General features: G+C 74.0%; 11 protein-coding genes. 4 read left to right on the forward strand and 7 right to left on the reverse strand.

The genetic code is table 11. From position 1 onward, the window contains the following. Positions 1–34: 34 nt before the first annotated feature. Both LXM90_RS26165 and tesB read right to left on the reverse strand, forming a co-directional pair. Positions 35–373: a P-II family nitrogen regulator gene (locus LXM90_RS26165; RefSeq protein WP_010683623.1), complete on the reverse strand. Its 339-nt coding sequence runs from the start codon at positions 371–373 to the stop codon at positions 35–37. 300 nt (positions 374–673) lie between these two features. Beyond that, on the reverse strand, positions 674–1,573 hold the full coding sequence (gene tesB, locus LXM90_RS26170; RefSeq protein ID WP_234081214.1) for an acyl-CoA thioesterase II: 900 nt from the start codon (positions 1,571–1,573) through the stop codon (positions 674–676). A gap of 98 nt (positions 1,574–1,671) precedes the next feature. Between tesB and LXM90_RS26175 the strand changes: the two genes are divergently transcribed. Further along, on the forward strand, positions 1,672–2,937 hold the full coding sequence (locus LXM90_RS26175; protein WP_020092618.1) for an FAD-dependent monooxygenase: 1,266 nt from the start codon (positions 1,672–1,674) through the stop codon (positions 2,935–2,937). A 21-nt stretch (positions 2,938–2,958) separates the two neighbouring features. Here the strand turns inward: LXM90_RS26175 and LXM90_RS26180 are convergent, their stop codons facing one another. The 5 genes from LXM90_RS26180 to LXM90_RS26200 all read right to left on the reverse strand — a co-directional run bounded on the left by LXM90_RS26180 (position 2,959) and on the right by LXM90_RS26200 (position 10,489). After that, positions 2,959–3,912 carry a phosphatase PAP2 family protein gene (locus tag LXM90_RS26180; RefSeq protein WP_020092619.1) on the reverse strand — a complete coding sequence of 318 codons (954 nt, stop codon included), beginning with the start codon at positions 3,910–3,912 and terminating at the stop codon, positions 2,959–2,961. Between the two features lie 74 nt (positions 3,913–3,986). After that, positions 3,987–5,033, reverse strand: a complete 1,047-nt coding sequence (locus tag LXM90_RS26185; protein WP_020092620.1) for an acyltransferase family protein — start codon at positions 5,031–5,033, stop codon at positions 3,987–3,989. A 133-nt stretch (positions 5,034–5,166) separates the two neighbouring features. After that, entirely contained in the window at positions 5,167–5,670 is a 504-nt protein-coding gene (locus LXM90_RS26190) for a cupin domain-containing protein (protein ID WP_020092621.1), read from the reverse strand. A gap of 132 nt (positions 5,671–5,802) precedes the next feature. Next, positions 5,803–7,335: a glycosyltransferase family 2 protein gene (locus LXM90_RS26195; protein ID WP_026604844.1), complete on the reverse strand. Its 1,533-nt coding sequence runs from the start codon at positions 7,333–7,335 to the stop codon at positions 5,803–5,805. 19 nt (positions 7,336–7,354) lie between these two features. Further along, positions 7,355–10,489, reverse strand: coding sequence for a rhamnan synthesis F family protein (locus LXM90_RS26200; RefSeq protein WP_026604845.1), 3,135 nt, complete (start codon positions 10,487–10,489; stop codon positions 7,355–7,357). A gap of 336 nt (positions 10,490–10,825) precedes the next feature. On the opposite strand from LXM90_RS26200, the gene LXM90_RS26205 reads away from it, so the two are divergent. The 3 genes from LXM90_RS26205 to LXM90_RS26215 are packed head-to-tail and all read left to right on the forward strand — an operon-like array spanning position 10,826 to position 15,571. Beyond that, entirely contained in the window at positions 10,826–11,830 is a 1,005-nt protein-coding gene (locus LXM90_RS26205; RefSeq protein WP_026604846.1) for an AAA family ATPase, read from the forward strand. 2 nt (positions 11,831–11,832) lie between these two features. Then, positions 11,833–12,744: a DUF58 domain-containing protein gene (locus LXM90_RS26210; protein ID WP_020092625.1), complete on the forward strand. Its 912-nt coding sequence runs from the start codon at positions 11,833–11,835 to the stop codon at positions 12,742–12,744. 7 nt (positions 12,745–12,751) lie between these two features. After that, on the forward strand, positions 12,752–15,571 hold the full coding sequence (locus LXM90_RS26215) for a DUF4159 domain-containing protein (RefSeq protein WP_234081216.1): 2,820 nt from the start codon (positions 12,752–12,754) through the stop codon (positions 15,569–15,571). Positions 15,572–15,905: the final 334 nt, after the last annotated feature.

Raw genomic sequence — 15,905 nt, forward strand, 5'->3', positions numbered from 1 at the left:
GGGATCGGCGGGCCCGGGCGCACCGGGCCGCGGATCAGAGAGCGTCGGCGTCGGTCTCGCCGGTCCGGATGCGCACCGCCTTCTCCAGCGGCATCACGAAGATCTTGCCGTCGCCGATCTGGCCGGTCCGCGCGGCCCCCGCGATGGCGTCGATCACGCTGGACGTCAGGTCCGAGGCGACGGCGACCTCGATCTTCAGCTTCGGCAGGAAGCTGACGGCGTATTCCGCGCCGCGGTAGATCTCGGTGTGGCCCTTCTGGCGGCCATAACCCTTCACCTCCGTCACCGTCAGGCCGTGCACGCCGATTCCGGTGAGCGCGTCGCGCACCTCCTCGAGCTTGAACGGCTTGATGATGGCCATCACGATTTTCATGGGCGACGCCCCCTTCGAAGTCCTCGGGAACCGTTGCCGTCACCCGACCTGCGGGACGAGCCGACCCGGACCGTCCGCAGGCTCGGGATGACCCGCGGTCGAAGGCCGCTATTCAAGGACTATGCCAGACAAGCTTGGCCGGGAACATTTTCGCCGGTCGCCATTTTGCCCATCGATTAGCCCGACGCGGCCAGATCGCGGGCAGGTCGCGCCGCGACGCCGCACAAAGACGAGGCAATCTGCCCAATTCCGTGCATCTCGCCCCGTTGCGTGTCGGCAACATACGCGCGGGAACGCGTTTTAATCCCGCGTCGGGCGGATCAGACCCTCCTGGGCCACCGACGCCACGAGGTTGCCGGCCCGGTCGAAGATCTGGCCCCGGGCGAAGCCGCGGGCGCCGCCCGCGACCGGGCTGTCCTGGGCGTAGAGCAGCCAGTCGTCGATCTTCACGGGCCGATGGAACCAGAGCGCGTGGTCGAGGCTCGCGGCCTGGATCGTCGGGTCGAACACCGAGCGCGCGTGCGGGATCAGCGAGACGTCGAGCAGGGTCATGTCGGACGCGTAGGCGAGCACGGCCCGGTGCAGCGCCGGATCGTCCGGCAGCGCCGAGGCCGCGCGCAGCCAGACATTGAAGATCGGGTCCGGGGCCCGCCCGCCCGCGCCGGCGGGCAGGTAGCGGTTCAGGTCGACCGGCCGCAGCGCGATCGGCCGCTCGCGGCCGAAATAGGCGGCGATCGCCTCCGGCATCCCGGTGCCGCCGGCGGCCGCGAGGGCCTTGCCGTCGAGGAGCCCCTCGGGTCCGGGCACCGCCGGCATCGCCGGCTGGTGCGTCAGCCCCTCCTCGACGACCTGATAGGCGACCGTCGTGGCGAAGATCGCGCGCCCGTGCTGGATCGCCTTGACCCGGCGGGTCGTGAAGCTCCGCCCGTCCCGGATCCGCTCGACCTCGTAGACGATGGGCGTGCGCGGGTCGCCGGGCAGCATGAAGTAGGCGTGGAGGGAGTGGGCGGGACGGTCGTCCGGCACCGTCCGGGTCGCGGCGACCAGGGCCTGCGCCACCACCTGGCCGCCGAAGACGCGCCGCCAGCCCGTCCTGGGGTTCTGGCCGCGGAACAGGTCGACCTCCAGGCGCTCCAGGTCGAGGATGGCGATCAGCTCGGCGACGGCGTCCGTCATCGCGTCGGTGTTGGCGTCGGTCATGACCCGCGGGGTTTCCGTTCGTTGCCCGCGTGCGACATAGGCTTTTCGGACGAACCAATCCACGCGTCCCGCGCGGGACCCCTAGGAGATCCGCCCCGATGACGGCCGAGACGCCCCGCCCCGGCAGCCGCAGCCTCCTGATCGCCGGCGGCGGCCTGCCCAGCCTCGCCCTGGCCCTCGCCCTGAAGCAGGCCCACGGGCCGGCGCTGGCCGTGACGGTGATCGACCCGGGCGCCGCCGACCCCGCCCGGCATCGCGGCCGCGCCTACGCCCTCGCGGCGGGCGGGCGGCGCATGCTGGAGCGCCTCGGCCTGTGGGCCCGGGTCGCCGCCGCGGCCGAGCCGATCACCGAGATGGTGATCAGCGACAGCCGCCTCGCCGACCCGGTGCGGCCGGTCTTCCTGACATTCGGCCGCGAGGCGGACGCGGAGCGCGACGACGGCGAGCCCTTCGCCCACATGATCGAGGCCGAGCCGTTCGCCGCGGCCCTCGCGGAGGCCTGCCGGGCGGCGGGGGTCGCGATCGTCGCCGCCGGGGTCGTGCGCGCGGTGCCGGAGGGGGCCGCGATCCGCGCGGCGCTCACCACCGGCGAGACCCTGCGGGGCGACCTGCTGGTGGCCGCCGACGGCGCGCGCTCGCGGCTGCGCGAGGCCGCGCGGATCGGCTGGGTCGGCTGGTCCTACCCGCAGGTCGGGATCGTGGCGACGATCGGCCACGCCCGGCCGCACGAAGGCCGCGCCTTCGAGCACTTCCTGCCCGCTGGCCCGTTCGCGATCCTGCCGCTGCGGGACGGCGGCTCCCTGGGGCACCGCTCCTCAATCGTCTGGACCGAGCGGTCGGACGACGCCGAGGCCCTGCTCTCCGGCGGCCCCGACGAGGTGCTCGCCGAGATCGAGCGCCGGTTCACCCTGGATCTCGGCGCGCTCGCGCTGGAGCACGGCCCCAGCCGTCACCCCCTCGCCTTCGGCATCGCCCGCGCCTTCCGCGCCGAGCGCCTCGCCCTGCTGGGCGACGCGGCGCACGTGATCCACCCGATCGCCGGCCAGGGCCTCAATCTCGGGCTCGCGGACGCCGCGGCGCTGGCCGAATCCGTGACCGGCGCGCTGCGCCTCGGCCTCGATCCCGGCAGCCCCGACGTGCTGCGCGCCTACGAGCGCGCCCGGCGCTTCGACAGCTTCGCCATGGCGGCGGCCACCGACGGGCTGAACCGGCTGTTCTCGAACGACGCCCTGCCGCTGCGCCTCGCCCGCGACCTCGGCCTCGGGATCGTGGACCGGCTGCCGGGGCTCAAGCGCTTCTTCATCGGCGAGGCCGCGGCCGCGCGCGACTCGCGGCCCCGGCTGATGCGAGGCGAGCCGCTCTGAGGTGCCCGCGGGCCGCGCGCGTCAGGCCCGCCCGGGTGCGGGTCCGCCCTCGGGCGCTCCGGGACTGGGCGCGTCCGCGGCCCACCGCCGCCCGAGCGCCCGCGCGGCGCAGATCGCCAGGACGGCGATGACCAGCCCGGCGATCACGTCGACGAAGTAGTGGCCGCCGTCGATCGGCGTGGCGGCGATGAGGAGGACGTTGACGAGGAGGGCCGGGATCTGGGCCGCGCGCAGGTGCCAGAAGGCCCAGATGTAGAGGGCGCCCAGCGCCGCGTGGAAGCTCGGGAACGTGATGATGCCTTCGACGTGGTCGAGGGAGATCGTCCGGAGCGTGCCGTCGCGCAGGCCGGTCAGGTCCGCGACGTGGACGTAGGACGCGGCCGGGTGCAGGTTGGGGAAGTCCGCCGGGGACAGGCCCAGGTACACGAAGTTCGCCAGGGCCGGCGTCAGCGCCGAGATCAGGACCGTCACCGTGCCGGCGAGGGCGAAGGCCAGGACGAAGTCCCGCAGGGCCCGCAGCCGGCCGCTGAAGCCCAGCAGGATGACCGCCAGCATGGTCTGCAGGATCAGGCTCCGGTAGGCCAGCGAGAGCGCCAGCCCGAGCCGCGGATGGCCGTCCACGAAGGCCAGGTAGGCACGCCAGTCCAGGCCGAGCCGCCGGTCCCAGGCGTCGAAGGTCGAATCCCAGAGCGGGCCGCCGGTGCTCGCGACGGTGTACGACAGCGCGGCCGCGCAGGCGCTGAAGGCGATGACCTGCGCCAGCGCGCTGAGCGTCGCGGCGATGCGCGGCTCGGGGCGTCGCGTGCGGTAGACCTGCGCCAGGACCTCGAGCCCGCCGCAGGCCGCGAGGGTGACGAGGGCGCTGTCCCAGGCGAAGTGCAGCCCGGCGACCGCCATCCAGACGATCGTGGCGACCAGCGTGGCGGCGATGAGGGGCCACGCGCCGACGCCGCCGCGCGGGCGCTCAGCGAACATCGGGCCCCCTGGCGTGTGGCGCTGTCATCGAGGGTCTTGCGGCCGGAATGCCGGCGGATCGTCCCGCACAAGTCTTAAGGATCCGCCCCGGACAAGCCCGGCCGCGCGCGACGCCGGCGGCCGGCGAGCCCGTCGACCAAGCCGTCGACCGCGCTGTCGACAACACTGTCGGCGGCCGCGCGGACGGCCCGGATCGGCCCGCGCAGCCCGCGAGCCGCGATCAGGTGCAGGGGCAGGCCGATTGCGGCGAGCAGCACCAGGCCGTCCCACCGGTCCCAGGCGGGCCAGTGCGGCGCCAGGAGGAGGAAGACGCCGCTGACGATGTAGAGTTCGAAGCTCGCCCGCCCCAACACGGCCGCCGCGGCGCGCGACGGGCCGCGCAGCCGGCCGACGATCGCCAGCGCGAACGCCGAGCCCGCCGCGGCCGTCACGGCGAACAGCGCCGGGTCGCCGTACTGCCCGGTCGCGACGTGGACGAAGTTCCGCGGCGCGCAGAGCAGGAGCACGGCGAGGCCGCAGGCGCCGAGCAGCGCCGACACGTCGAACGCCCGTGGCCCGAGCCTCAGGCCCGCGACGTAGAACGGCAGGGCGCCCACGAGCGCGTGGACCTGCCAGTACGGGAACGCCCGCGCGCTGCAGGTCCATGACAGGGCCAGGGCGCCGCCCAGGACGATCCAGTAGCCGCCCGGGAAGGTCGCCGCGCGCGCCGCGGCGTCGATCACCCGTACAAGCCCCAGGGCGACCAGGAACCAGAGCACGCCCAGACCGAAGTCGCGGCCGCACAGCGCGTCGCCCAGCGCGTCCCCGGGCGACAGGGTGCCGGCGAGGGCCTGGGGCACCAGCGCGAGGGTGCCGAACGCCAGCGTCACCGCCACGAGCCGCAGCGCGGAGCGGCAGGCTTCGCCGAGTTTCGCCTCGCCCTTGATCCGGTCGACCATCCCGCAGAGCAGGAAGAAGAACGGCATGTGGAAGGCGTAGATGACCCGCCAGACCGCGAGGGCCGGTCCCGGCTCCGGCCCCGACGGGCCGTAGAAGACGGGCTGCAGCAGGTGGCCGGACAGGACCAGCAGCACGGCGAGGCCGCGCGCGGCGTCGAGCTGCAGGTCGCGGGGTGGGGGCATCGGGTCGGTTCGCGGCGTCGGAGCGCCGATGATGCCGCGCCGAGCCTTAGCAAGCCGTGTCACCGGATCGCGGGATTCAACCTAGATTACGCCTCGTCGGCGCGGCGCGGCGGACGCCGCCGGCGCCCGCGCCTCAGCCGGCGACGAGCGCCCGCGCTCGGCGCAGCCACCGCAGGGACGCCTCGACGAGGGTCGGGCTGCGGTGCTTGAGGATCGCCGATTTCAGGAGCGTCCTCGGCACCTCCCAGAGCTGGACGGACCCGACCGGGAAATGCGCCACGTCGCCCGGCGTCAGGTGGTGGCGGCTGCCGTCGGCGTCGGTGACGAAGACCTCGCCGTCGAGGATGGTGATGATCTCGTCGGCGTGGTGGGTCCAGCGGAACGTGCTGGCCGTGGTGCGCCAGAGGTAGACCTGAGCGCTGCCGTCATGGGTCTGCGAGACCTCCGCGACCTCGGTGACGGGGTCGCCGGAGACGACCCAGTCCGCCGGGATCGGCGCCGGGGCGAAGGCGGCGCCGCCCGACCGGACCGCCGTGCTGGCGACGGGACGGCCCCGCTCGTGCAGCCGGATCTCCGCCGCGAGGCCGACCAGGGCGAGGCCGACGAGGAGGGCGGCGGCGGTGAGCGGCTTCTTCACGTCGGGCTCCCCACCCCGGCGCGGACGGTTCCGTCCGCGCATCCGCCACGATGGGTAGAGGCTCGGACTGCCCCGTTCCAGGCCGCCGCGCCGAACTTCGCGCGTTTAGCTTAACCCGGGCGCGCCGGCCGCTCAGGCGGCGTCCGCCCGGCGCTCCGCGATCCAGCGCGTCGCGTCGGCCCGCGGGGCGACCACGTCGGTGTCGATGCGCAGCTGCGGGCTGTAGGCCGGATCCTCCGCGATGACGTCACCCCAGCGGCGCAGGAAGCGGGCGATCTGCGAGCCCGGCGCGAAGCTGGTCTGCCGCGAGGCGCTCTCGTGGTGCGCCAGCTCGGCGAAGGGCGTGTAGACGATGCGGTAGCCGAGCTGCCGCATCTTCAGGCACAGGTCGACGTCGTTGAAGTCGAGGGCGAAGCCCTCGTCGAAGCCGTTGACCGCCTCGAGCACCGCCTTGCGGGTGGCGAAGAGCGCCCCGGTCACCGCCGAGCAGTCGCGCTGCGTCAGGGCCCAGTCGCCGTAGGTCGGCTCGGCCGCGTCCCGGTTGTACCAGGGGTGGGCGAACACGTCGAAGATGCCGCCGGTCATGCCGGCATGCTGGATCTTGCCGGTGGGGAACAGCAGCCGGCCGCCGGCGCCGCCGACGCCGCGGTCCAGCGCGAAGGTCAGGAGCGCCTCGATCCAGCCGGGGCGGCGCACGACGAGGTCGTCGTTCATCAGGATGACGAGGTCGGTCTCGGCCGCGCGCCAGAGGGTGTTCATCTTGGCCGCGTAGTTGAACCGCTCGCCCGGCGCCCGGGTCGTCAGCAGGCGGGTCACGGTGAAGCGGTCGGAGCGGCCGCGGTAGATCGCGTCGTCGGCCACGTCGTCGCCGATCAGCACGCGGATCCGGTCGGCCGGGTAGGTGCTGCGGCCGAGACTGTCGAGCAGGTTGATCACGTGGGGCTTCGCGCCCTCGACGGCGCGGCCCTGATCGTCCTTCGGGCGGCTCTGGTTGGTCGGCACGACCAGGGTCACGGCCGGCCGCGCGTCGAAGCTCCGGCGGATCTCCAGCGTGTCCGGGGTCAGCCCCGGGGCGGTGCGCAGCGGCATGCCCGAGGCCTCGAACCAGCGGTCGAGGGCGTGGGCGCGCGCCGTGCGCGTCGCCTTCGGGCGCTCCAGCGGCGAGGCGATCAGGGTCTGGGGGATCCGGTCGATGCCGATCCCCGCGGAGATCGCGCCGAGCAGGAATCGGAACCACGCGGCGCTGCCGTGGCGCAGGCCGAAATCGGGGCTCAGGCCGGCCAGGGCCGAGACGCGGATCAGCAGCGGGAAGCCGATAAAGTCGTCGGCCATCAGGAGGGCCGGGTTGAAGGCCGGCTTGCAGTGGACGCTGCGGACCTGGCCGGCGCCGTCCACCACGGCGTCGTCGCCGTAGAAGATGCCGATATCGGGCCGCTCCGCCAGCGCGCGCGTCAGGTGCGCCGCGAGGTCGGGGCGCAGCTCGGAGGCCGCGGGCGCGACGAAGATCGCCCGGCAGGCGGGGAACTGGCCGGAAGCGACCTGGGCGAGCCGGCGCTCGTCGAGGGGACGGAGCTGCCCGTCGAGGGGCAGCGGCAGGATCGCGTCCGGCCACGGGAGCGTGCCCCACGAGGCCGACGGGGCCGGGACCGGCTTCTTCTTCAACACGGGTCGCGTCTCCGGGGATTCAGGACCGTTCGGCGGCCAGGAGGCGGGTCAGGCTCGCCTCCATGGCCCGCGCCACCGCGCCGATGGACAGGCGCTCGCGGATGCGCGCCCGGGCGGCGGCGCCGATCCGGGCCGCGTCGCCGCCGGTCACCGCCCGGGCGGCGTCGTTGAGGGCCCGGGTCAGGTCCGCCTCGTCCACCTGGCCCCACTCGGCGCCGCGCAGGTACGGGCCGTAGGTCTGGTCGAGGGCCGTGACCTCGGCCTTCACGGGGAAGCCGCAGGTGGCGTCGAGGAAGTCGCGGCAGCCGCCGTAATCGGTGGCGACCACGACCTTGCCCATCTCCATCGCTTCGGCGATCGTCAGGCCGAAGCCCTCCGAGGAGTGCGACGACGCGTAGATTGCGCAGAGATCGAACAGCGCGCCGAGCTCGTTCTGGGAGAGCGGCTGGTCGATCACCACGACGTCGCCGGACGTGCCCACGAGGTCGAGGAGCTTCTTGCCCTCCTCGGGCAGGTCGAACACGTGCTTGGTCTTGAGCACGAGCTGCCAGCCGGCCTGCCCGAGACCCGCCGCCCGGAAGGCCCGGATCAGCGCGTGCGGATTCTTGCGGGCGAGGTAGCTGGAGCCGTCAAAGGCGTAGAGGATCACCCGCTTGGACGGGTCGATCGCGAAGGCCTTGCGCAGGTTCGCCTTGGCGGCGGCGCTCACCGGCTCGCCGGCCTCGTTCTCGACCACGTAGGGCACGACGTCGACCGGGATGTCGGTGATCTGCCGGAAGATCGCCGCGCAGAACTCCGTGGGCGCCCAGATCGCGTCGAGGCCGTCGACGGTCGGCAGCCAGCCCCCGGGCACGTGCGAGGTCTCCCAGACGAACAGCCCGATCTTCAGCCGCGCCTCGGCGGCGATCGCCCGCTGCCGGTCGCTCATCAGCGAGTGCCAGCTGTCGCCGTTGAAATGGACCAGCGCGACGTCGGCGGGGCCCGAGAAGGTCCGGGCCTGCCACGCCGGCGCCACCCGGGCGTGGACGTGGAACGGCCGCTCCATCGGGTGGACGTTCAGCGCGAAGGGGGTCCGATGCAGGGCGCGGGCGTAGCTGCGGGCCGCGACGCCGAGGCCGTTGGCGTAGTTCATCGGCGAGACGTAGGCGACGCGCAGCGGCCGCTCCGGCGCCCGGGGCCGGCGCAGGTCGGCCCAGATCTTGGCGCCCGGATACGTGTAGGTCACGTCGAGCCGGTCGAGGTCGAAGCCGCGCTCGGCGATCGCCTCCCGCACCGCCGCCCCGCCGATCGCGGCGTGCTCGCCCAGCAGCGAGCGCTTCACGAACGGGAAGCCCTGGCTGAGCATGTTCTCCCAGTCGAACAGGGTGCGGTTGTTGCGCGGGTCGTTGACCAGCGACATGTGCTTGTTCTGGGCCGAGAACAGGCTGCGCATCCCGAGCCCGGCCGCCCGCATCCGCTGCGAGAAGGTCAGCTCGTACTCGGTGATGACCGCGTTCTTGTCCGGCCAGTTCGCCACCGACAGGAGGAAGTGGCTGAACGCGTACGAGGACAGGCAGCGCCGCTTCAGGGCCAGGAAGAAGCTCTGGAGGTGGTGGCTGTAGTAGAAATTGTCGGCGAGGCCGATTACCGCCTCCGGGAAGGCGTCGATCTTCGCGAGCAGGCCGGCGAAGTCGTCGCGGTCGAGGGGGCCGACGAGGCTGTCGTTGGCGAGGTAGAGCGTCTCGGAATCGAGGAGGTCGGTGTCCTCCAGGAGGACATGCGCCCAGGCGGCGAAGTCGAAGCCGCTGTTCTCGCGCAGGTAGACCGAGGCGCAGAGATCCAGGATCGCCTGCGGCACGGCGTTCTTGTGCTGGTCGGCGGCGATGATCAGGACGAGGTCGGTCCCGTTCTCCGCGAAGGCCTTGAGGTAGGGCTCGACGTGGCCGCGGATCCGCCCCTCGGGGCAGTGTGTGATGAACAGGGCCGTGCGGCCGTGCCGCCGGGGCTCGCGCTTCAGGCAGGAGAGGCGCGCGTCGGAGGCTTCCGGCACCGCGGCCCCGGGGACGCGGCGGGTCAGGCGGCCCGCCTCCAGGCCGGTGGTGACGTAGTCGATCAGCGGGTTGAGGCCCAGCGCCGCGACCTTCGGGTAGCGGGCGCGGTACCAGGGCGCGTCGAAGCGCGGCGACGGGCTCGTCGTGCGCCCGCCATCGGCGAGGAAATGCGCCAGCGGGTTCTGCCCGGCCGCGTCGTCTTCAAGGTAGGTCTCGGTGTACCAGCGCGTGGCGAACCAGGGCCCCGGGTCGAGGCCCTCGGCGGCGCCGTGCTCCAGGTAATGGACCAGCGGGTTGAGGCTGTCGGCCCGCACCGCGGCGGACTGGGCCGCGTACCAGTCGGGATCGAACAGCGGGTGGGGCGCGTAGCGGCGGTAGCCGCCGGCCATCACGTAGTGCTCCAGGGGCTCGAGCCCGCTGGTCTCGGCCTCGGGGCAGCGCTCGCGGTAGAACGCGGCGTCGAAGAGCCCCGACCGCCGGATCAGGTCGACGTGCCGCGACAGGCCGGCGAACTCCTCCGGGTTGCGCAGGTAGCCCTGCTTCCGGCCGGTCTCGAAGAAGTGGCTCAGCGCGTTGCCGCCGGCCGCGCGGGCATCCGGGTAGCGGGACAAGTACCAGGCGGTGTCGAACTGAGGCGACGGGTCGGTGTCGCCCCGCGACAGGAAGTCGGAGAACGCCCAGGCGCGGTGCTCCGCGCCGCCGAGGTAGCGCGTCGCGTACCAGTCCGGGTCGAACAGCGGGTTGGGGCGGATGCCCGCCGCGGCGCCGCGGTCGAGGTAGTGGAGCAGCGGGTTGGTGCCCTCGGCCCGGAGGCCCGGGACGGAGTCGAGGTAGAGGTCGCCGTGGAAGAGCGGGTGCGGCCAGCGCCCCTCGCGCCCGCCGTGGACCGCGTAGTGCACCGCCGGATCGATCCCCTCGCCGACCACGTCGGGGTAGCGCCTCGCGTACCAGGCCGGGTCGAACAGGCCGGATTCCTTGACCGCGCGGACGAGGTCCGCCTGGCGGGGTTCGGTGCGGCGGCGGCCCTTGAGGCGCCGGGTCAGCGGGCGCGCGAGGGACTGCGCCGCGCCTGCGAGGCCGGCCTTCTCCGACGATCCGACGACGAACACATCTCGAAGGCGCATGGTCAGGTCCGGATACGCGGGAAGCCCGCAAAGCTGCCCACGCCGCGATCCGCGAGAGACATCAGAGGGTTCGGCCGGTCCGGCGGTCGCGGGTGAGGATCGCCCCGGCTTGGGCGCCTTCCTAAAGGTCCGGGTCGCCCACGCCAAGAGCGGGGCGGGATCGGCGTCCGACCCATCGCGGGCGGCTCCGGTCTCGGCGAGGGCGCCGGACGCCGCCAACGCGGCCGCGAACGGGCGTGCGGCGATCCCGACCTTGCCAGCCCGGCACCTGAAGCCCCACACTTGCGGGATTGGCCGGCGGGTCCCGCGGGGCCCGGGCAGGAGATGGATATCGGCATGACGCAGGGGATCAGCCCGGCCACCACCCTGGACGACGGCATCGTGGCGACGGCGGAGAGCTGCCTCGCCGATGTCGGCGCGGCGCGGGAGGCGATCCACGGGGTGATCTTCGGCCAGGAGAAAGTGGTCGATCTCGCACTCGTGACCATCCTGGCCGGCGGCCACGGCCTGCTGGTCGGCCTGCCGGGCCTCGCCAAGACCAAGCTGGTCGAGACGCTGGGCACGGTGCTGGGCCTCGACGCGCGGCGCGTTCAGTTCACGCCAGACCTGATGCCCTCCGACATCCTCGGCACCGAGATCCTAGAGGAGGACGCCGAGCGCCGCCGGGCCTTCCGGTTCGTGCAGGGGCCGGTCTTCACCCAGCTCCTGATGGCCGACGAGATCAACCGGGCGAGCCCGCGCACGCAGTCGGCGCTGCTGCAGGCCATGCAGGAGGGCCACGTCTCGGTGGCGGGCGCCCGCCACGACCTTCCGCGGCCGTTCCACGTGCTGGCGACCCAGAATCCGATCGAGCAGGAGGGCACCTATCCCCTGCCCGAGGCGCAGCTCGACCGCTTCCTCCTGGAGATCGACGTCGGCTACCCCGACCGCGCCGCCGAGCGGCGGATCCTGATCGAGACCACCGGCGTGGACGAGGCGCGCCCGCGGGCCGTGATGTCCACCGAGCAGCTGCTCACCGCCCAGCGCCTCGTGCGCCGGCTGCCGGTGGGCGAGGCCGTGGTCGAGGCGATCCTCGACCTCGTCCGCGCCGCCCGGCCGGACAGCGGCGACGCCATCGTGAAGGACAAGCTCCTCTGGGGTCCCGGCCCCCGCGCCAGCCAGGCGCTGACGCTCGCCGCCCGCGCCCGGGCGCTGATCGAGGGCCGGGTCGCGCCGTCGGTGGCCGACGTGAAGGCGCTCGCCGAGCCGGTGCTCAAGCACCGGATGGCGCTGAGCTACACTGCCCGCGCCGACGGCGAGACCATCGAGGGCCTGATCGCCAAGCTCGCGGAGAAGCTCTGACTTTGGTCGCGACGAACGCCCTCGACGCCGGCAGGCGCACCCCCGGCCGGCGCGAGAGCGAGGGCGCGACCGCCCTCTCCGACAAGATGCCCCGCCTCGTCCTGGAGGCGCGCCGCGTGTCGAGCCTGCTGGCCCACGGCCTCCACGGCCGCCGCCGCGCCGGGCCGGGCGAGAGCTTCTGGCAGTTCCGCCCCTTCGTCACCGGCGAGGCCGCGGCCCGCGTCGACTGGCGCCGCTCGGCCCGCGACGACCGGCTCTACGTGCGCGAGCGCGAATGGGAGGCGGCCCACAACATCTGGCTGTGGATCGACCGCTCGGCCTCGATGGGCTTCGTTTCGGACCTCGCCTCGGCCCCGAAGATCGAGCGCGCGCTGATCCTAGGCCTCGCCCTGGCCGACGCCTTCGTGGAGGGCGGCGAGCGGGTGGGCCTGCTCGGCCTGACCCGCGCGAGCGCCTCCCGCGGGATCGTCGAGCGCCTGGCCCAGGCGCTCGTGGCCGACACGGCCGGCCTCACCCAGGACCTGCCGCCCCGGGCCAGCCCCGCCCGCTTCGACGAGGTGGTGCTGATCGGCGACTTCCTGACCGAGCCCGACCGGATCGCGGCCTCCATTCAGAGCCTCGCCGGCCGCGGCAGCCGCGGCCATCTCCTCATGGTGGCGGACCCGATCGAGGAGACCTTCCCGTTCACCGGCCAGGCCGTCCTGCACGATCTCGAGGGCGGCCTCAGCCTCGACATCGGCGACGCCGACGCCTGGGGCGCGCGCTACCGGGCCCGGATCGCCGAGCACCGGGCCGCCCTCGCGTCCATCGCCCGCGGCCAGGGCTGGACGCTGACGATCCACCGCACGGACCGGCCGGCGAGCGAGGCGGCCCTGCGGCTCGCCACGCTCATCGCCGCCCGCGGCACCGAGTGAGGCCGCCATGCTGGGTCTGACCTTCGCGGCGCCGCTGGCGCTCGCCGCCCTGATCGGCCTGCCGGCCCTGTGGTTCCTGCTGCGGGTGACCCCGCCGCGCCCGCGCCGGATCAACTTCCCGCCGCTGAAGCTCGTCGCCGACCTGATCCCGCAGCGGCAGACCCCGGCGCGCACGCCGCCCTGGCTGCTGATCCTCCGGCTCCTGATCGCCGCCGCCCTGATCCTCGCGGTGGCCGGCCCGGTCTGGAACGCCGGTGGCGTGGGGGCCGGGGGCGGCCGCAGCGCGCTCCTCGTGCTCCTCGACAACGGCTTCCCGGCCGCCCACGACTGGCGCGACCGCCTGCGCGTCGCCACCGACGCGGTGGAGGGCGCCGCCCGCGACGGACGGCCCGTCGCAGTGATCGGCCTCGCCGACGCCCCCGCGGCCTTCGAGGCGAAGACGCCGGCCGCCGCCCTGGAGCGGCTGCGCGCGCTCGCGCCGCGGCCGATCCTCCCCGCCCGCGACGCGCATCTCCCGACGATCGAGACCTTCCTCGACAAGAACCGGGGCGCCGGCCTCGTCTGGATCAGCGACGGCGTCGCCGGCGCGAGCGACACGCGCTTCGCCAAGGGGCTGGCCGACCTCGCGGGCGACAGGGGCGCGGCCCTCACGGTGCTGCGGGCCGACAGGCCGCCGGCCCTCGCCCTGACCGCCACCGAGAACGCCGGCAAGCTCGTGACCCACGCCCTGCGGGCGGCGCCGAACGGGCGCGACGCGGGCGTGATCCGGGCGCTCGACCAGAAGGGCCTGCCGCTCGCCGAGCGCGACTTCGCCTTCGCGGCCGACGCCACCGAGGCGGACGCGACCTTCGAGATGCCGGTGGAGCTGCGCAACAGCATCAGCCGGCTGGAGATCGCGGGCGAGCGCTCGGCCGGCGCCGTGGTGCTGCAGGACGAGCGCGGCAAGCGCCGCCGGGTCGGACTCGTGTTCGGCGGCACCCTCGACCAGGCGCAGCCGCTCCTGGCGCCGACCTACTACCTGTCGCGGGCGCTCCAGCCCTTCGCGGACGTGCAGGAGCCGCGGGGCGCCAAGGGCACGGCGGACTCGATCAACCAGCTTCTCGACAATCAGGTCTCGGTCCTCGTGCTGGCCGATGTCGGCGCGCTCGACGAGAAGACCACCGCGCGGATCGAGAGCTTCGTGAAGGACGGCGGGATGCTGCTGCGCTTCGCCGGCCCGCGGCTCGCCGCCGGCAACGATCCGCTGGTGCCGGTGCGGCTGCGCCGGGGCGGCCGGACGCTCGGCGGCACGCTCTCCTGGGACAGCCCCAAGACCCTGGCACCGTTCCCGCCCGAGAGCCCGTTCGCGGGCCTGACGCCGCCGGCCGATATCGGCGTGCGCCGCCAGATCCTCGCCGAGCCGGACGGCGACCTGCCGAACCGGACCTGGGCGTCGCTCCAGGACGGCACGCCGATCGTCACCGCGCAGAAGCGCGGCCAGGGCACGATCGTCCTGTTCCACGTGACCGCCGACACGACGTGGTCGAACCTCCCGCTGTCCGGCCTGTTCATCGACATGCTCCGGCGCGTCGTGGCGCTGGCCGGCGCTTCCGCGCCGGTCCAGGGCGATGCCGCCCGGGCCGCCCCCCCGGTGCTCGCGCCGCGGGTGACTCTGGACGGGTTCGGCGCGCTGGGCTCGCCGCCGGCCTCGGCCACAGCGGTGTCGGCCGACTACGCCGACCGGGCGAACCTCGAACATCCGCCGGGCTTCTACGGCCCGCCGGACGGAGGCATCAGCGTGAACGCCCTGAAACCGGATGACCGGCTGAAGCCCCTCGACACCGCCGCGCTCGAGGGCGCCCGGTTCGGATCCCTCGCCGGCGCCGAGACCCTGGACCTGCGGCCGAGCCTGTTCACCCTGGCGCTGCTGCTGCTGGCGCTCGACACCCTGGCGGGGCTGTGGCTCGGCGGCTTCCTGCGCCGCGGCGGTCTGGCGGCCCGCCTGCGCGGCCGTCCGGCCGTGCTGGCCCTCGCCGGCCTCGTCCTGCTCGCCGCCCTGCCGGCGCGCCCGGTCCGCGCGGAGGAGCCGCCGGCCAACCGGCCGAACGGCATCGAATCGGCGCTGGTCACGCGCCTCGCCTACGTGATCACGGGCGACGCCGCCGTCGACGAGGCGAGCCGCACCGGCCTCACCGGCCTGACCCAGATGCTGGCCGCGCGCACCGCGCTGGAGCCGGGCGAGCCGGCCGGGATCGACCCGGCGAAGGACGAGCTGGCCTTCTACCCGCTGATCTACTGGCCGATCGCCCCGAACCGGCCGCAGCCCTCGGACGTCGCGATCCGCAAGATCGACGCGTTCATGCGCAACGGCGGCACGGTCCTGTTCGACACCCGCGACGCGCTCACCGCCCGGCCGGGCGGGCCGCCCACCCCGGAAGGAGCCTATCTCCGGAAGATGCTGGCGACGCTCGAGGTGCCGGAACTGGAGCCGGTGCCCCTCGACCACGTGCTGACCAAGGCCTTCTACCTCGTGGACAGCTTCCCCGGCCGCTACGCCACGGGCCAGACCTGGGTGGAGGCGCTGCCGCCCGCCGCCGAGGGCGCCGAGCGCCGCCCGGCCCGCGCCGGCGATGGCGTGAGCCCGATCATCATCACCGGCAACGACCTCGCCGCCGCCTGGGCGGTGGGGCGCCGGGGCGAGCCGCTCTACCCGGTCGTGGGCGGCGACCAGCGCCAGCGCGAGATGGCATTCCGCGGCGGCGTGAACATCGTGATGTACACGCTCACCGGCAACTACAAGGCGGACCAGGTCCACGTGCCCGCGCTGCTGGAGCGGCTGGGGCAGTGATGGGTTCGGACACACGGCGCGCGGCCGCCTTCCCTCCCTCCTCTGCATGCCTGCAGATTCGAAGCGCGCGCGCGGCGCCGCGTCGGCAGGACGGGGCGCGGGTCCCCTCTTCCGTGCGGGAGAGGGACACGGTGAGGGGCCAGATCTCCCCGGACGCGGCGCTCCCTGCCGGCACATCGACGGCGTGCTCGAGCCTGTACCTTCCCGACCCTCACCCCAGCCCTCTCCCGCGCGGGAGAAGGAGCCCGTCGCGCCTGCCCGCGCCGCCGCGTGAGCGTGGCGGTTCATGGAATGAGGCGCGGCGCCGCCTCACGGATCCGGAGCGCTCCGCCCC

This window comes from Methylobacterium oryzae, from assembly GCF_021398735.1.
GTDB lineage: Bacteria > Pseudomonadota > Alphaproteobacteria > Rhizobiales > Beijerinckiaceae > Methylobacterium.